We start from the raw sequence: 17396 nt of genomic DNA, 5'->3' as shown, positions 1-17396 counted from the left end.
ACGAGGCCACGCTGCCGCAGCTCCTGGTACGCCCTGGCGACGGTGGCCGGGCTGACGCCCAGCTCGCCGGCGAGAGCGCGGACGGCGGGCAGGGCGTCGCCGGGGGCGAGCTCGCCGGTCCGGACGCCGGTTTCCACGCTCGCCGAAATCGCCGCCGAGGAGGAGCCGCTGATCTGATAATGTGCTGCCACAGTTCGGAGATTGTACTAGAACAAAGGTGGGATGTCGCATGTACCCCCGGACCGAACGGACCACCGCCACCCGCATGCGGGGCCGGATGAGCTACGACGAGGCTGCCGCGCACGCCGTCCTGGACGAGGCGTACCACTGCACGCTCGGGTTCACCGTGGACGGCGAGCCCCGACTGCTGCCCACCCTGCACGTCCGCGTCGGCGACACCCTCTACCTGCACGGCTCCACCGGCAGCCGGCCGCTGCTCGCCGCCCGCGACGAGGCCGGGCTGCCGATCTGCGTCGCGGTGACCCACCTCGACGGGCTGGTCCTCGCCCGTACGCAGTTAAACCACAGCGCCAACTACCGGTCCGTGGTCGCCCACGGCACCGCCCGCCTGGTCACCGACGAGCGGGAGAAGCTCGCCGTGCTCACCGCGTTGGTCGAGAAGGTGGCCGCCGGGCGCAGCACCGACAGCCGGCCGCCGAGCCGCCGGGAGCTGGCCGAGACGGCCGTGCTGGCGCTGCCGCTGCGCGAGGTGTCGGTCCGCGCCCGGGCCGCCGGGGTCAACGACGAGCCCGCCGACCGCGACCTGCCGTACTGGGCCGGGGTGGTGCCGCTGCGGGTCACCCGGGGGCTGCCCGAGCCGGACGCCGGGGTGACCGCGCCGGTGCCGGCGTACCTGCGGCCCGCCCCGTCGCCCTGGCTGGAGCCGGTGGTGCTGCGCGGCGAGCACGTCGTGCTGGAGCCGCTCGACCAGTCCCACGCCGAGGAGCTCTACGCCGCGCTCGACGACGAGGAGGTCTGGCGGTACGTGGGCACGCCGCGCCCCGGCAGCGTCGAGGAGATGGCGGCCTACGTCCGGGCCTCGCTCGACGCCCACCGGCGCGGGGTGCGGATGCCCTGGGTGCAGCGCTGCGCGACGACCGGCGCGGTGGTCGGCACCACCTCCTACTACCAGCCCGACGCCGAGCTGCGGACCGTGGAGATCGGCTACACCCAGCTCGGCCGGCCCTGGTGGCGCACCGGGATCAACACCGAGGCGAAGCTGCTGCTGCTCACCCGGGCCTTCGAGGAGCTGGACGCCATCCGGGTCACCTGGCAGACCAGCTCGCTCAACGAGCGCTCGCAGCGGGCCATCGAACGGCTCGGCGCGGTCCGGGAGGGGACGCTGCGGTCCAACCGCCGGCGCGCCGACGGCACCTGGCGGGAGTCCGCGCTCTACTCGATGCTCGCCGAGGAGTGGCCAAACGCACAGGTCAGGCTGCGGGAACGGCTTCGCCCCGCGGTGCCCGCGGCGTCATGATGACCGGCGTGCTGGGGATCACCGACATCTGGACGTACCTGCTGGGCACCGTGGCGATCGTGCTGCTGCCCGGGCCGAACTCGCTCTTCGTGCTCTCCACGGCCGCGCGCCGTGGGGTGGCCGCCGGTTACCGGGCCGCCGGAGGCGTGTTCGTCGGCGACTCGGTGCTGATGATCCTCTCCGCCGCCGGGGTGGCGTCGCTGCTCCAGGCGTATCCGGCGCTCTTCCTCGTGGTCAAGTACGCCGGCGCCGCGTACCTCGCGTGGTTGGGGTTGACCATGCTGCGCGGCGCCTGGCGGCGCTGGCGCGACCGCAACGACCCGGCGACGCCGCGGCTCATCGACGCGGCGGAGCCGGCGGCGGTGCGCAGCCCGTTCCGGCGGGCGCTGGTGATCAGCCTGCTCAACCCGAAGGCGATCCTCTTCTTCATCTCCTTCTTCATCCAGTTCGTCGACCCCGGGTACGCGTGGCCGGCGCTGTCCTTCCTGCTGCTCGGGCTGATCGCCCAGGTGACCAGCGCGCTCTACCTGACCGCGCTGATCCTCACCGGCACCTTCCTGGCCGCCCAGTTCCACCGCCGGCAGCGGCTCGCCGCGACCGGCACCACGGCCATCGCCGTGCTCTTCCTCGGCTTCAGCCTGAAACTCGCCACCGCGTCGGTCTGACCCGTCACGGCGGCGGCCGGTGCTCAGGTGCCGTCGCCGCCGCCACCGCCGACGCCCGCCCCGCCCGCCGTGCCGCCGAGGCCGTAGCCGGGTGCGACCGGCTCGTCGGGCGGCCGGCTGACGTGCGCGGATTCGCTGATCCTGCCGGACCAGTCGGCGTGGGCGGCGGCCGCGGCGTGCCGGTCGATCGCGTGCCGCAGCCAACCGTCCACCGTGGCGACCCAGTCCCGCCGGTCCGCTCCCGCGTGCCAGGCCCGGAACCGGCTGATGCTCTGGTGGGTCACCCCGGCCAGGGAGAGCCGGCGGTCCATCCAGAGCAGCACCTCCAGCCCCGCCGCGTTGGTCACGAAGATCACCTCCAGCTCGGTGATCGGGCCGGCGTAGAGCGGGGCGACCCAGTAGGCCAGCCGCTGGTGGAACGGAAGCCCCTGCTCCACGCCGGGCAGCCGCCCCTGCTGGAGCCCGGCCTGCCGCATGACGAAGCCGAGGGTGTCCAGCGCGGCGAGGACGTGCTGCTGGGTGGGGATCGGGTGGACGAAGACCGGCACCATGGCGCCCTGGTCCAGGTCCGGGTCGACCGACACCTCGGTACGCAGCCCGGTCCGCAGGCTCATCAGCGGCACCCCGCCGAAGATCGTCACCGGCGTCTCCCAGGGCAGCGGGATCGCGAAGTCCACCGCCCGCCGCCGCCCGGCCGGCACCACGAACCGGCCGGCGATCGGCACCTGGTGGTACTGCACCAGCCGGCGCGGCGACCCCGGGTCCTCCGGCTCCACCTGGGCGACCAGCCCGAGCCGGATGTGCCGGACGCCGACGTCGGTGCCACCGGCGGCCAGGGTGACCCGGCCGGGCAGGCGCAGCCCCGGGCGGGTGCTCGGGTTGGGCAGCGTGGTGCTCACCGAGAGCCCGGTCCACACGGACTCCGACGACACCCCGGTCAACCGCATGCGCGGGCATTCCCGCTGCCCGCTCCGGCATGCGCCGCCTGCGGCGCCCGGTGCGGGTGCGTCTGTTGTCGCCGGAGCGACAACAGACGCACCCGGAGCCGTCAGCGCATGCGGCGGCCTCGGGGGACCGGGTCGGTCTCGTCGTCGAACTCGCCGATGACCTCCTCCAGGAGGTCCTCGAGCGCGACGAAGCCGATCGGCCGGGTCGGGCCGCCGCCGTTGCTGACCAGCGCCAACTGGGCCTGCCGGCCCCGCATGGCGGCCACCGCCTCGGTGACCGTCGCCTCCCCGGGCAGGGTGAACGCCGAGGTCATCAGCTCCTCGGCGGTGGCCGGCCGGCCGGTGGTGACCGCGCGGACCGCCTCGCGGACGTGGACGAGCCCGCAGACCTCGCCGCCGGCGTCGACCACGGCGAGCCGGGACCGGCCGCTGTCGCGGGAGACGTGCTCGATCCGGTCGGCGGTGTCGTCCCGGCGGACCGTGACGATCCGGTCGAACGGCTCCATCACCTGCGCCACCCTGGTGCCCTGCAACTCCAGCATGCTGGTGAGCAGCTGGTGCTGCTCCGCGCCGAGCAGCCCGTGCTCGCGGGACTGCTCCAGCAGGATGCGCAGCTCGTCCGGGCCGTGCACCTGGGCGAGCTGGTCCTGCTGGCGCACGCCGAACAGCCGCAACACGGCGTTGGCCAGCGCGTTGAGCGCGGACAGCACCGGGCGGGCGACCCGGGCGAAGGCCCGGAACGGCAGCGCCAGCAGCATGGCCGAGCGCTCCGCGTCGGTGATCGCCCAGGACTTCGGGGCCATCTCGCCGACCACCAGGTGCAGGAAGGTCACCAGGCCCAGGGCGAAGAGCAGCCCGACCAGGTGGCTGACCGCGTCGGGCAGCCCGACCGCGTGCAGCAGCGGGCTGAGCAGGTGCTCGATGGCCGGCTCGGCCAGCGCACCGAGGCCCAGCGTGCATAGGGTGATGCCGAGCTGGGCGCCGGCCAGCATCAGGCTCAGCTCGCGGACGCCGTCCAGCGCCGCGCGGGCCGCCCGGCCGCCGCCGGCCGCCGCCTGTTCCAGGCGGTACCGCTTCGCGGCCACCAGGGCGAACTCGGCCGCCACGAAGAAGCCGTTGAGCGCCAGGAGCACCGCCGAGAAGAAGAGCGCGAACCCGGGACTCATGCCGCCTCCTCCCCGTGCACGCCGGCCGTCGTCCGGAGCCGGACCGAGTCGGCCACGTGCCGGTCCACGGCGAGCACCTCGACCAGGGCGCGCGGCTCGCCGGCCGGCTCCTCGCCGTCCACGGCGAGGGCGATCTCCAGCCGGTCGCCGACCTCGGGCACCCGGCCCAGCTCCCGCATGACCAGGCCGGAGAGGGTGTCGTACTCGGGCGCCTCGGGCAGCGCGATGCCGGTGCTGTCGGCGACCTCGTCGATCCGCCAGCGGGCCGGCACCACCCAGGAGCCGTCCTCCTGCCGGGCCGGGGCGCGCTCCGGCGGGTCGTCCTCGTCGCGGATCGGCCCGACCAGCTCCTCGGCGATGTCCTCCAGCGTGATCACGCCGGCGAAGCCGCCGTACTCGTCGACCACGCAGGCGAGCTGGCGGTGCCCGACCCGGAGCCGGTCCAGCACCGTCGGCAACGGCAGCGTCCCCGGCACCAGCAACGGGGGTACGGCCACCGCGGCGACCCGGGTGGTCGCCCGCTCGGCCGGCGGCACCCCGAGCACGTCGGCGATGCCGACCACGCCGACCAGGTCGTCCACGCCCTCGGCGCCACGCACCGGGAACCGGGAGTGGCCGGTGTCGAGCAGCTCGACGACCCGGCTGACCGGCTCGTCGGCCCGTACGGTGTGCACGTCGACCCGGGGCACCATGGCCTCCCCGGCGGTGAGCTCCCGGAAGTCGAGGCCCCGGTCCAGCAGGTCGGACATCGCGGCGTCGAGGTGCCCCTCCTCCCGGGACTCGGCGATGATCTGCTCCAGGTCCTCCGGGGTGGCGCCGCTGGGCAGCTCCTCGATCGGCTCGATGCCGATCCGGCGGAGCAGCCGCACGGCGGCCCGGTCGAAGAGGGTGATCACCGGGCCGGCGATCCGCAGGTACATGAGGGTGGATCGGGCGAGCGCCCGGGCGAGCGGCTCGGCGCGGGCGATGGCCAGGTTCTTCGGGGCCAGCTCGCCGAGGACCATCTGCACCACGGTGGCGATGAGCAGGGCGAGCGCCACCGACAGCGGCAGCGCCACCCCGCTGGAGACGCCGGCGAGGCCGAGCAGGTCGGCCAGCCCGGCGCCCAGGTACGGCTCGGCGGCGTAACCGACCAGCAGGGCGGTCACGGTGATGCCGAGCTGGGCGCCGGAGAGCATGAACGAGAGCCGGCCGGTCACCTCCAGGGCCCGGGCGGCGGCGCGGTCGCCGCCGTCGGCGAGCTGCTTGAGCTTGCCCCGGTCCACGGCGACGTAACCGAACTCCTGGGCCACGAAGTAACCGGTGGCGGCGGTGAGCACGATGATGAGGAGAAGTCCGACGAGGATCAGCACGGGAGGTTCAGGGCTCCCGGGGCCGTCGGGTCCAGAGGTTGCCGGGCACGACCCGGCTGGCTACTGCTGCCCTCCTGGGCAGAGGAGTCGATCATGTGGCCATTTTATCGGCGGCGGCTGGACGTTCGCTGAGGGTGCCGGAAGCCTCCCCGCTGTCCGGTTCACCGCCCGGACAGCTCGTCGGCGTCCAGCAGTTCCCGGTCGATCCGACCCGAGCGGTAGGCGGCCCGCCCGATCATCTGCGCGGCGACCGGCGCGGTGGCCAGCTGGAAGACCGCCACCAGCGCGATCATGCCCAGGTCCGACGGCGTACGCAGGCGCAGCGCCAGGCCGACCAGGAGCAGCAGCACGCCGAGCACCTGCGGTTTGGTGGCGGCGTGCATCCGGCCCAGCACGTCCGGGAAGCGCAGCACGCCGATCCCGGCGACCAGGCTGAGCAGCGCCCCGGCCAGCAGGCAGGCCCCGCCGAGCCAGTCCGCGACGATCCCGATCATGCTTCCTCCCGGACGGCGAAGCGGACCAGGGACACCGAGCCGACGAAGCCGAGCAGGGAGAGCACCACCAGCACGGGCAGCGTGGTGGCGTGGCCGTTGACCGCCGCCTCCGCGCCCACCGCGCCGAGCATGGTGGAGAGCAGCAGGTCGGCGGCGACGACCCGGTCGAGCAGGGACGGGCCGCCGTAGATCCGGGCCAGGGCGAGCAGCGCGGTGACCGAGAGCAGCACGGTCAACGCGAGAGCGAGGAGCGCGGTCACGGGTGGTCCCTCCGATCGACGGGTTCGAGACTGAGCTGGCGTACCTCCGCGGCGGAGCCGACGGCGCGGACGATGCGCCGTTCGACGGCGAGGACCCGCTCCCGGCTGGCCGTCAGGTCCTCCGGGCGGCGGACGTCGAGCACGTGCACGTAGAGCACCCCCCGGTCGCGGTTCACCTCGAGGATCAGGGTCCCCGGCACCAGGGAGATCACCTCGGCGGTGAGCGCCAGGTTGAGGTCGGTGCGGACCCGCAGCGGCACCGCGATGATCGCGCCGCGCGGGCGGAAGCCGGGGCGCAGCGCGACGGCGGCGACGTGCAGGCTGGCGCTGACCAGTTCGCCGACGAAGGTGACCGCGAGGACCAGCAGCGGGCCGGGGCGCAGCCGCCCGCCGAAGGTGACCGGCGGGAGCGGGAAGAAGAGCAGCACGGCGGCGCCGATCACCAGGCCGGCGAGCAGGTTGCCCCAGGACAGGTCGCCCCAGAGCAGCAGCCAGATGGCGACCAGCCAGCCGAGCGCCACGGCCTGGTCGCGCCGCCGCCCGCCCCGGCCCACGGCGGGCGGGAGGGCCTCGGGCGCCGGGTGGGCCGGCGGCGGGTCGCTTGTCGGCTCCCGGTCGCCGGCCGCCCGGGCCGGGGGCAGGTCGTCGGTCACGGCACGTCCACCGGCAGGACCGACCGGACGTACGGGGTGCGCTGGCGCAGGTCGGTGGCGGCGTCCGTGGTGACCCGGAACAGCGGCCCGGCGGCCAGGGTGAGCACCAGGCCGAGCAGCACCAGGGCGGCGGTGGCCCCGACCATCAGCCCGGGCAGCCGCACGGCCGGGCCGGCGGTGGCCAGCCGGGGCGCCCGCCAGAACGCGATGTTCCACACCCGGGAGGCGGCGTAGAGGGTGAGCAGGCTGGTCAGGGTGCCCGCCCCGACCAGCACGGCGGGCAGCGCCCCGCCGGCCGCCACCCCGGCCTGGAGCAGGCCGAGCTTGCCGAGGAAGCCGGAGAACGGCGGGATGCCGGCCAGGTTCATGGCCGGGACGAAGAAGAGCACGGCGAGCAGCGGGGCGATCCGGGCCAGCCCGCCGAGCCGGCGCAGGTCGGTGCTGCCGGCCCGCTCCTCGACCAGGCCGGCGACCAGGAAGAGGGTGGTCTGGATGGTGATGTGGTGCACCACGTAGAAGATCGCCCCGGCCAGGCCGGCGACGCTGCTCAGCGCCACCCCGAAGATCATGTAGCCGATGTGGCTGACCAGGGTGAACGAGAAGAGCCGCTTCATGTCGGACTGGGCCGCCGCGCCGAGGATGCCGACCACCATGGTCAGCCCGGCGACCACCATGAGCAGGCCGGAGACCTGGCCGCCCGGGAAGAGCAGGGTCTCGGTGCGGATGATCGCGTACACGCCGACCTTGGTGAGCAGGCCGGCGAAGACCGCGGTGACCGGGGCGGGCGCGGTCGGGTAGCTGTCCGGCAGCCAGGCGGAGACCGGGAAGACGGCCGCCTTGATGCCGAACGCGAGCAGCAGGGTGAGCTGCAACGCCAGGCGTACGCCGGACGGCAGGGCGTCCAGCCGGCCGGCGAGCTGCGCCATGTTGAGGGTGCCGGTCGCCGCGTACACCAGCCCCATCGCGGCCAGGAAGATCATCGACGACAGGATGCTGACCACCACGTACGTCGAGCCGGTGCGGATCCGGGTCTCGGTGCCGCCGAGGGTGATCAGCACGAAGCTCGCGGCCAGCAGGATCTCGAACCCGACGAAGAGGTTGAACAGGTCACCGGCGAGGAACGCGTTGGTCACGCCGGCGGTGAGCACCAGGTAGGTGGGGTGGTAGATGCTCACCGGCGCGGTCTCGCCGGTCTCCCCCCGCCCCTGGCCGATCGAGTAGAGCAGCACGCACAGGGTGACCGCGGAGGAGACCACCAGCATCAGCGCGGCCAACTGGTCGGCGACCAGCACGATGCCGACCGGCGCCGGCCAGCCGCCCACCCGGACCACCACCGGTCCGTGCCGGTACGCCTCGACCAGCAGCACCACCGCCACCACCAGCGTGGTGGTGAGCCCGATCACGCTGACCAACCGCTGCAACCCGGGCCGGCTGGTCAGGATCAGGGTGAGCGCCGCGCCGAGCAGCGGCACCACCACCGGCAGCGGCACCAGGGCCGTCATGCGCCCGCCTTCGCTCGCGACCGCACGGCTCGCAGGACCGGCTCACTCCTCGCGCTCACCGGGTCCGCCTTCGTTCGCGCCCGCGGGGCTCGCAGGACCGCGCTCACCGGTCCTCCTCGCGCCGGCGCAGGCGGCGCAGCGCCGGCTCCGGGTCGACCTGCTCCGGGTCGTTGTCCGGCCCCTCGCCGCCGAGGTCCGCGGTGGACACCTCGTTGCGCTCGGCGAGCCGGACGATCTGCCGGTCCTCCAGGTCGTCCTGCACCTCGTCGTCGCCGGTGAGGTACCAGCTCCGGTAGGCGACCGCGAGCAGGAACGCGGTGAATCCGAAGGTGATCACCACGGCGGTGAGCACCATCGCCTGCGGCAGCGCGTCGCTCATCGCCGCGGCCGGCACGGTGCCGACCAGCGGCGCCGCCCCGGACCGGCCGCCGAGCAGGATCAGCAGGTTCACCCCGTTGCCGAGCAGGATGACGCCGAGCAGGATCCGGGTCAGGCTCCGCTCCAGCAGCAGGATGGTCCCGGTGGCGGCGAGCACCCCGACGGCGATCACCAGCACCAGGGTCGGCCCGGCAGCGCCGCGAGCCATCAGCGCTCCCCCTCGCGCTGGACGGCGAGCCCGCGGGACGGTTCGCCGGCCGCCTCGACGTGCCGGTCCACCTCGGCGCCGAGGCTGCGCAGGATGTCCAGCACCAGCCCGACCACGATCAGGTAGACGCCGATGTCGAAGAAGAGCGACGTGGCCAGGTAGAAGTGGCCGACCAGCGGCAGCCAGAGGTTGACCTTCACACTCTCCAGCACCTGGCCGGCGAGGAGCAGCCCGAGCACACCGCCGCCGACCGAGACGGCCAGCCCCGCGCCGAGCACCGTGCCCGCACCGACCGGCGCCGCCTCGGCCAGTTCGTACCGGCCTCCGGCAAGGTAGCGGACGGTCAGCGCGAGGGCGGCGACCAGACCGCCGGAGAAGCCGCCGCCCGGGGCGTTGTGCCCGGAGAAGAGGAGGAACAGCGAGAAGAGCAGCACGGTGTGGAAGATCAGCCGGGTGACGACCTCGAAGACGATCGAGCGGCGGCGCTCGTGCAGGGTGGACCCGCCGCGCAGCCAGACCGTCCGTGCGTCGCGGCGCGACCGGACCGGGCTCGGGCGGCGCGGCCGGGGTCCGGTGCGGGACCGCTCGAAGATGAGGCTGGCCACCCCCGTCGCGGTCACCACCAGCACCGCGATCTCCCCCATGGTGTCCCAGGCCCGGATGTCGACAAGCGTCACGTTGACCACGTTGCGGCCGTAGCCCTGCGCGACGGCCAGGTCGGGGAAGGCCGCCGAGATCGACGGGGTACGCCGGGCGCCGGCCGCGGCCAGCGCCAGGCCGGCCATGACCAGGCCGGCGGCCACCCCGATGCCCCGGCGCAGCCAGCGGCTGCGGCGCAGTGGGCGGGCCGAGAAGCGTTCCGGCAGCCGGCGCAGCACCAGCACGAAGACGGCGATGGTGGCGGTCTCCACCAGGAACTGGGTGAGCGCCAGGTCGGGCGCGCCGTAGAGGACGAACATCATCGCGGTGCCGTAGCCGGTGACGCCGACCAGCAGCATGGCGGTGAGCCGGCGCCGGGCGCCCACCGCGAGCAGCGCGGCCACCGCGATCACCACGCAGATCACCAGCTGGGTCGGGTTGTCCCAGACGGCGATCTCGGTGCGCCAGGGCCGGGTGGCCAGCATGGCGCCGCCCGGCACCAGCACCAGGACGACCAGCACGGTGCCGAGGTACTGCGGCAGGGCGCCGCGCTGGGTGGCGCCGGTGACCTCGATGGCGAACCGGTCGAAGCGGTGGGTGACCCACTCGTACCCCTGGTTGCCGCCGACCGGCGCGCGCAGCCGGGTCAGCGCGGGGGCGAGCGGGCCGCGGACCAGGTGCAGCACCACCCCGCCGGCGAGCACCACGGCGGAGAGGCCGAGCGCCGCGGTCGGTCCGTGCCAGAGCGCCAGCTTCCCCTCGACCGGGCCGAACAGCTCCGCGTACGGGCGGAGCAGGCCCCCCAGCCAGCCGGCGGCCGGACCGGCGGCGAGCCCCGCGACGGCGAGCAGGGCCGGGGGCACGAGCATCGCGGCGGGCGGCCGCTCCACGTCGGTGACCGGGACGTCCGGCCGCGACGCGAACGCGCCCCAGAGGAACCGGATGCTGTACGCGACGGTCAGCGCGCTCCCCACGACCAGCACGGCGAGCACCACCGGCCGCCCGGTGAACGCGCCGAGCACCGCCTCCTTGGCCACGAAGCCGAACAGCGGCGGCAGGCCGGCCATCGAGGCTGCGGCCAGCGCGGCGATCGTCGTGAGCACCGGCGCGCTCCGCCCCACCCCGGACAGGTCGCGCAGGTCCCGGCTGCCGGCGCTGTGGTCGAGGATGCCGACGACGAGGAAGAGCGCCGCCTTGAACAGCGCGTGCGCCAGCAGCATGGCGACGCCGGCGAGGGCGGCCTTCGGGGTGCCCGCGCCGAGCACCACGGTGAGCAGGCCGAGCTGGCTGACCGTCCCGTACGCCAGCAGCAGCTTGAGATCGGTCTGCCGCAGCGCCGCCCAGCCCCCGGCCACCAGGGTGACCAGCCCGGCGACGACGGTGACCGGCCGCCACGGCCCGGCCGGCGCGAGCGCCGGACCGAGCAGCCCGACGAGGAACACCCCGGCCTTCACCATGGCGGCGGCGTGGAGGTACGCGCTGACCGGGGTGGGTGCCGCCATCGCCACCGGCAGCCACGAGGTGAACGGGAAGACCGCGGACTTGGCGAGGGCGCCGGTGAGGACCAGCAGCACCGCGACCACCAGGTAGCCGCCGCCGGGCAGCGGCGCGGCGGTGACGACGGACCAGCGGTAGCTGCCGACGTGCTGGCCGAGCAGCAGGAAGCCGACCAGCATGGCCAGCCCGCCGAGGGTGGTCACGGTCAGCGCCTGGGCGGCCGCCCACCGGCTGGACCGCCGCTCGGTGCTGTGCCCGATCAGCAGGTAGGAGAAGACCGTGGTCAGCTCCCAGAAGACGTAGAGCAGCAGCAGGTCGTCGGAGACGACCAGGCCGAGCATCGCCCCGGCGAAGGCGACCATGACGGCCGCGAACCGGGCCAGGCCCGCCGAGCCGGCGTGGAAGTAGCGGGCGGAGTAGACCAGCACCAGCGCGCCGACGCCGCCGACCAGCAGCAGCATCAGCCAGGACAGGGTGGTGACCCGCAGTGCCACGTCGAGCTGGAGCTCCGCGACCCACGGGTACGTCTCGACCACCGCCCCGCCGGCGCGGACCGCGCCGGTGTGCGCCACCGCCCAGCCGAAGGTGGCGGCCGGGGCGAGCGCGAGCAGCAGGCAGGCGCGCGGGCCCCACCGGCGGACCAGCAGCGGGGCGGACAGGGCCGCCACCAGGTGCAGGATCAGCAGGACGAGCACGCGCACTCCCGGTCGAGGTGACAGCGCGCCGGGGCACACTGTGGCCAGGACCGATCACACGCCACATTCCCGCCCAACCGGGCGGTTTTCGGGAAACCCGCCCGGGTGCCCGGGGGTGCCCGCTCAGCGCAGGGCGGGGTCGGCGGCGGCGCGGTCGCGGCGGGGCGTCTCGACCAGCAGGTCGGGGCGGCCGAGCTGGCGGACCGCCTTGTTCACCACCCGCTGGGCGGCGGCTAGGGAGCGCACCGGCAGCAGCTTGCCGCGGCTCTCCCGGCGCAGGACGAAGTAGTGGACCGCGGCGCGCACCAGCCCCCGGTCGGCGGCGCTGGAGTGGGCGGTGGCGACGACCAGCTCGCGCAGGCAGCGGGCCAGTTCCTCGGCCAACTCCAGCTCGGGACCCGACAGGCCGGTGCGGAGGGCGGCGAGATGACTGTCGACCTTGCGGATGAGCACGTCGGTCCCGGACCCGGAGCCTCGCCCCTGCACGGTCATCCAAGCCCTCCACCCCACGCTGCGTTGCGGGTGAAGTTACTTTATGTTGCGCGGTGCAAGCAAGCAGTTAAGTAAGACTTAACGCATTCAAGGCCACATCCGTCGCTTAAGGCCCCGTCCCCGGACAGAACAGCGTTCGGCGCGGACTGTTTAAACAGCGTTCGGCGCGGACTGTTTGTCACACCGGCGGGGCAGGATGGAGGGCGTGGCGGACGAGGTGACCCGGGGCGGGGCGGTCCTGGCGGAGTTCGGCGCGGCGACCCGGGAGTGGTTCACCGCGGCCTTCGCCGCGCCCACCGCCGCCCAGGCCGGCGCCTGGCGGTCGGTCGCCGCGGGGCGCAACGCCCTCGTCGTCGCCCCGACCGGCTCCGGCAAGACCCTGGCGGCGTTCCTCTGGTCGCTCGACCGGCTGGCCAAGGAGCCGCCGCCGGCCGAGGCGCGGCAACGCTGCCGGGTGCTCTACGTCAGCCCCCTCAAGGCGCTCGCCGTCGACGTCGAACGCAACCTGCGCGCCCCGCTCACCGGCATCCGGCAGGCCGCCACCCGGCTCGGCCTCACCCCGCCCGACATCACGGTCGGCATGCGCACCGGTGACACGCCGGCCGACGAGCGGCGGGCCTTCGCCCGCACCCCACCCGACATCCTCATCACCACGCCCGAGTCGCTGTTCCTGCTGCTCACCTCCGCCGCCCGCGACTCGCTGCGCGGGGTCCGCACGGTGATCGTCGACGAGGTGCACGCGGTCGCCGGGACGAAGCGCGGCGCCCACCTGGCGCTCTCCCTCGAACGCCTCGACGCGCTGCTGGAGACGCCGGCGCAGCGGATCGGGCTCTCCGCCACCGTCCGGCCGATCGACGTCTGCGCCCGCTTCCTCGGCGGGGCCCGCCCGGTCGACGTGGTGCAGCCGCCCGCCAGCAAGACCATCGAGGTCAGCGTCCAGGTGCCGGTGGAGGACATGACCCGCCTCGACGAGCAGGAGCCGCCGGAGGACGCGCTGGGCGGGCCCGGCCCGCGCCGGGCGTCGATCTGGCCGGCCGTGGAGGAACGGGTCTTCTCGCTGATCCGGGCGCACCGGTCGACAATCGTCTTCACCAACTCCCGGCGCAGCGCCGAGCGGCTCTGCGCCCGGCTCAACGAGCTGGCCGCCGAGGAACTGGAGGCCGCTGCCGCCCCGGACGGCGGCCGCGTGGCCCGGGGCGGCGAGCCGGTGGGCGTATCCGAGCTGCTGGCGGGGCTGGACGGCCCGCCGGCCGACGACGGCGGCCCGGCGGACGGTCCCGGTCCGGCGCGGCGCCACGACGGCCCGGCGGCCGACGACGGCGGTCCGGCGCGGCGCGGCGCCGACGCGTTCGGCGGGCCGGTGGGTCCGCTGCGCGCGCCCCGGCAGCCGGCCGAGGTGATGGCGCAGTCCGGGGCGGCGGCCGGCGCGCCGCCGGTCATCGCCCGGGCCCACCACGGCAGCGTCTCCCGCGAGGAGCGCAAGCACATCGAGGAGGCGCTGAAGTCCGGTCAGCTCCCGGCCGTGGTCGCCACCTCCAGCCTGGAGCTGGGCATCGACATGGGCGCCGTCGACCTGGTCGTGCAGATCGAGGCCCCACCGAGCGTGGCGGCCGGCCTGCAACGGGTCGGCCGGGCCGGGCACCAGGTCGGCGCGGTCTCCCGGGGCGTGGTCTTCCCGAAGCACCGCGGCGACCTGCTCTCCTGCACGGTGGTCGCCGAGCGGATGGGCGCGGGCGCGATCGAGGAGCTGCACTACCCGCGCAACCCGCTCGACGTGCTGGCCCAGCAGATCGTGGCGATGGTGGCCCTGGAGCCGTGGCGGCTCGGCGACCTCGCCGTGCTGGTCCGCCGGGCCGCCCCCTTCGCCGAGCTGCCCGACTCGGCGCTGCACGCGGTGCTCGACATGCTCTCCGGCCGCTACCCGTCGACCGCCTTCGCCGAGCTGCGGCCCCGGCTGGTCTGGGACCGGGCCGCCGACGTGCTCACCGGCCGGCCCGGCGCGCAGCGGCTCGCCGTCACCAGTGGCGGCACCATTCCCGACCGGGGCCTGTTCGGGGTCTTCCTGGCCGGCGCGGAGCGGGCCGCCCGCGTCGGCGAGCTGGACGAGGAGATGGTCTACGAGTCCCGGGTCGGCGACGTGTTCCTGCTCGGCTCGTCGTCCTGGCGGATCGAGGAGATCACCCCCGACCGGGTGCTGGTCTCCCCCGCCCCGGGCCAGGCCGCCCGGATGCCGTTCTGGAAGGGCGACCAGCTCGGCCGGCCGGTCGAGCTGGGCCGGGCCATCGGCGCCCGGGTCCGGGCGCTGCTGCGCCAGTCCGACACCGACGCCGTGGCGGCGCTGCGCGCCGGCGGGCTGGACGACTGGGCCGCCGGCAACCTGATGACCTACCTGCGCGAGCAGAAGGAGGCCACCCGGTCGCTGCCCGACGACCGCACCGTGGTGGTCGAGCGGTTCCGCGACGAGCTGGGCGACTGGCGGCTCGCCGTGCACTCGGTGCTCGGCGCCCGGGTCAACGGCCCGTGGGCGCTCGCCATCGGCCGCCGGCTCGCCGAGCGCTACGGGGTCGACGCCCAGGTGATGCCCTCCGACGACGGCATCGTGGTCCGGCTGCCCGACACCGCCGAGGAGCCGCCCGGCGCCGACGTGGTGGTCTTCGACCCGGAGGAGATCGCCCAGCTGGTCGAGGAGTCCGTCGGCACCTCGGCGCTCTTCGCCTCCCGCTTCCGCGAGTGCGCGGCCCGGTCCCTGCTGCTGCCCCGCCGCGACCCGCGCCGCCGGCAGCCGCTCTGGCAGCAGCGCCAGCGCGCCGCCCAGCTCCTCGACGTGGCCCGCGAGTACGCCGACTTCCCGGTCACCCTGGAGGCCGCGCGGGAGTGCCTCCAGGACGTCTTCGACCAGCCCGCGCTGGCCGAGCTGATGCGCGACCTGGCCGCCCGCAAGGTCCGCCTGGTCGAGGTGGAGTCCGAGCGCCCGTCGCCGTTCGCCCGCTCGCTGCTGTTCGGCTACGTCGGCGCGTTCCTCTACGAGGGCGACGCGCCGCTGGCCGAGCGGCGGGCCGCCGCCCTGGCCCTCGACTCCGGGCTCCTCGGCGAGCTGCTCGGCCGGGTCGACCTGCGGGAGCTGCTCGATCCCGCGGTGCTGGCCGAGACCGAACGGCAACTGCGCTGGCGCACCGAGCAGCGCCGCCCCCGCGACGCGGAGGACGTGGTCGAGCTGCTCCGGGTGGTCGGCGACCTGAGCGAGGCCGAGCTGGCCGAGCGGGGCGTTCCCGCCGGGTGGCTGGGCGAGCTGGAGGCGGCCCGGCGGGTGCTGCGGGTCCGGGTCGCCGGGGAGGACCGCTGGGTGGTCGTCGAGGACGCCGCCCGGCTGCGCGACGCGCTCGGCGTGGCACTGCCCGTCGGGGTGGCCGAGGCCTACCTGGCGCCGGTGGCCGACCCGCTCGGCGACCTGGTCGCCCGCTACGCCCGCACCCACGGCCCGTTCGCGGCGGCCACCTGCGCCGCCCGGTTCGGGCTCGGGGTGTTCGTCGTCGAGCAGGCGCTGCGCCGGCTCGCCGCCACCGGGCGGGTGGTCTCCGGCGAGTTCGCCCCGGACAGCGTCGGCACCCAGTGGTGCGACGCCGAGGTGCTGCGGCTGCTGCGCCGCCGGTCCCTGGCCGCGCTGCGCCGGGAGATCGAGCCGGTGCCGCCCCGGGCGCTCGCCGCGTTCCTGCCCCGCTGGCAGCAGGTCGGCTCCTCGGCCCGCGGCGTGGAGGCGGTCGCCGCCACCGTCGAGCAGTTGCAGGGCGCCGCCGTGCCGGCGTCCGCGCTCGAACGCCTCGTGCTGCCCGCCCGCGTCGCCGACTACTCCCCGGCCCAGCTCGACGAGCTCTGTGCCAGCGGTGAGGTGGTCTGGGCCGGGTCCGGGGCGATCTCCGGCGGCGACGGCTGGGTCACCCTGGCGTACGCGGACGTCGCGCCGCTGCTGCTGCCCCCGCCGGACGACGCGCTGGCCGTCACGCCGCTGCACGAGGCGGTGCTCGACGCGCTCGCCGACGGGCAGGCCCTCTTCTTCCGCTCGCTCTCCGACCGGGTCGGCTCCACCGACGACACCGCCCTGACGGCGGCGGTGTGGGACCTGGTCTGGGCCGGTCACCTCACCAACGACACCCTGGCCCCCCTGCGGGCGGCGCTCGGCGGCGGCGGGGCGCACCGGTCCCGGCCGACCGCCCCGCGCACCCGCTACCGCCGCCCCGGCCGGGTGGCGCTGCCCAGCCGCGGCGGCCCGCCCACCGTGGCCGGCCGCTGGTCCCGGCTGCCCGACCGCGACCTCGACCCCACCCGGCGGGCCGCCGCCCTCGCCGACCTGCTGCTCGAACGGCACGGCGTGGTGACCCGGGGCGCGGTCATGGCCGAACAGGTGACCGGGGGCTTCGCGGCGGTCTACCCGGTGCTCTCCGCGCTGGAGGAACGCGGGGCGGCCCGCCGCGGCTACTTCGTCGAGGGGCTGGGCGCGGCCCAGTTCGCCGTCCCCGGGGCGGTGGACCGGATCCGCGCCCTCGCCGACCCCGCCGACGACAGCCGGGGCCGGGGCGGCCCGACCGTGGTGCTCGCCGCCACCGACCCGGCCAACCCCTACGGCGCGGCCCTGCCCTGGCCCGACCGGGTGGTCGACTCCGGCGACGGGGCGGCCCCGGCCACCGGGCACCGGGCCGGGCGCAAGGCCGGGGCGCTGGTCGTGCTGGTCGGCGGCGACCTGGTGCTCTACGTCGAGCGGGGCGGGCGCACCATCCTCTCCTTCACCGACGACACGGATGCGCTGGCCGCGGCCGGCAAGGCGCTCGCCGACGCGGTGCACTCCGGCGCGCTGGGCGCGATCTCCGTGGAACGCGCCGACGGCGAGGCGGTGCACTCCTCACCCCTGCGAGACGCGCTCACCGCCGCGGGCTTCCGCGCCACCCCCCGCGGCCTCCGCCTCCGCGGCTGACCACC

At 75.3% G+C, this 17396-nt stretch carries 14 protein-coding genes; 3 read left to right on the top strand and 11 right to left on the bottom strand.

Annotated elements, in window-relative coordinates; translation table 11 throughout:
* On the bottom strand, positions 1-191 hold a 191-nt coding region (locus ACW0Q9_RS19700), incomplete at its 3' end, for a GntR family transcriptional regulator (protein WP_456183357.1).
* A gap of 38 nt (positions 192-229) precedes the next feature.
* On the opposite strand from ACW0Q9_RS19700, the gene ACW0Q9_RS19695 reads away from it, so the two are divergent.
* On the top strand, positions 230-1477 hold the full coding sequence (locus tag ACW0Q9_RS19695; RefSeq protein ID WP_456183355.1) for a bifunctional pyridoxamine 5'-phosphate oxidase family protein/GNAT family N-acetyltransferase: 1248 nt from the start codon (positions 230-232) through the stop codon (positions 1475-1477).
* On the top strand, positions 1474-2142 hold the full coding sequence (gene leuE / locus ACW0Q9_RS19690) for a leucine efflux protein LeuE (protein WP_456183353.1): 669 nt from the start codon (positions 1474-1476) through the stop codon (positions 2140-2142). Before ACW0Q9_RS19695 ends, leuE begins: the two co-directional genes overlap by 4 nt.
* Before the next feature lie 23 nt (positions 2143-2165).
* Here leuE and ACW0Q9_RS19685 read toward each other — a convergent pair whose 3' ends face one another.
* The 10 genes from ACW0Q9_RS19685 to ACW0Q9_RS19640 all read right to left on the bottom strand — a co-directional run bounded on the left by ACW0Q9_RS19685 (position 2166) and on the right by ACW0Q9_RS19640 (position 12425).
* Positions 2166-3089 (bottom strand): sporulation protein, encoded by a 924-nt coding sequence (locus ACW0Q9_RS19685; RefSeq protein ID WP_456183351.1) that lies wholly within the window; start codon positions 3087-3089, stop codon positions 2166-2168.
* A 101-nt stretch (positions 3090-3190) separates the two neighbouring features.
* On the bottom strand, positions 3191-4255 hold the full coding sequence (locus ACW0Q9_RS19680) for a hemolysin family protein (protein WP_456183349.1): 1065 nt from the start codon (positions 4253-4255) through the stop codon (positions 3191-3193).
* On the bottom strand, positions 4252-5607 hold the full coding sequence (locus ACW0Q9_RS19675) for a hemolysin family protein (RefSeq protein WP_456183347.1): 1356 nt from the start codon (positions 5605-5607) through the stop codon (positions 4252-4254). The genes ACW0Q9_RS19680 and ACW0Q9_RS19675 overlap by 4 nt, the downstream gene beginning before the upstream one ends.
* Before the next feature lie 161 nt (positions 5608-5768).
* Positions 5769-6101 carry a monovalent cation/H(+) antiporter subunit G gene (mnhG, locus tag ACW0Q9_RS19670; protein WP_456183345.1) on the bottom strand — a complete coding sequence of 111 codons (333 nt, stop codon included), beginning with the start codon at positions 6099-6101 and terminating at the stop codon, positions 5769-5771.
* Positions 6098-6361 (bottom strand): monovalent cation/H+ antiporter complex subunit F, encoded by a 264-nt coding sequence (locus tag ACW0Q9_RS19665; RefSeq protein WP_456183343.1) that lies wholly within the window; start codon positions 6359-6361, stop codon positions 6098-6100. The genes mnhG and ACW0Q9_RS19665 overlap by 4 nt, the downstream gene beginning before the upstream one ends.
* Positions 6358-7014, bottom strand: coding sequence for a Na+/H+ antiporter subunit E (locus ACW0Q9_RS19660; protein ID WP_456183341.1), 657 nt, complete (start codon positions 7012-7014; stop codon positions 6358-6360). Before ACW0Q9_RS19660 ends, ACW0Q9_RS19665 begins: the two co-directional genes overlap by 4 nt.
* A complete protein-coding gene (locus tag ACW0Q9_RS19655; protein WP_456183339.1) occupies positions 7011-8516 on the bottom strand; it encodes a Na+/H+ antiporter subunit D in 1506 nt (501 codons plus the stop codon). The genes ACW0Q9_RS19660 and ACW0Q9_RS19655 overlap by 4 nt, the downstream gene beginning before the upstream one ends.
* A 103-nt stretch (positions 8517-8619) precedes the next feature.
* On the bottom strand, positions 8620-9102 hold the full coding sequence (locus tag ACW0Q9_RS19650) for a Na(+)/H(+) antiporter subunit C (protein WP_456183337.1): 483 nt from the start codon (positions 9100-9102) through the stop codon (positions 8620-8622).
* The gene (locus ACW0Q9_RS19645; RefSeq protein WP_456183335.1) at positions 9102-11933 is read right to left on the bottom strand and encodes a Na+/H+ antiporter subunit A; all 2832 of its coding nucleotides are present in this window, start codon (positions 11931-11933) and stop codon (positions 9102-9104) included. The genes ACW0Q9_RS19650 and ACW0Q9_RS19645 overlap by 1 nt, the downstream gene beginning before the upstream one ends.
* Before the next feature lie 123 nt (positions 11934-12056).
* Positions 12057-12425, bottom strand: coding sequence for a hypothetical protein (locus ACW0Q9_RS19640; RefSeq protein WP_456183333.1), 369 nt, complete (start codon positions 12423-12425; stop codon positions 12057-12059).
* 205 nt (positions 12426-12630) lie between these two features.
* On the opposite strand from ACW0Q9_RS19640, the gene ACW0Q9_RS19635 reads away from it, so the two are divergent.
* On the top strand, positions 12631-17391 hold the full coding sequence (locus tag ACW0Q9_RS19635) for an Lhr family helicase (RefSeq protein ID WP_456183331.1): 4761 nt from the start codon (positions 12631-12633) through the stop codon (positions 17389-17391).
* The last annotated feature ends 5 nt before the right edge of the window (positions 17392-17396 follow it).

This window comes from Micromonospora sp. I033, assembly GCF_053890995.1.
This window is presented reverse-complemented; position numbering and strand designations above follow the sequence as displayed.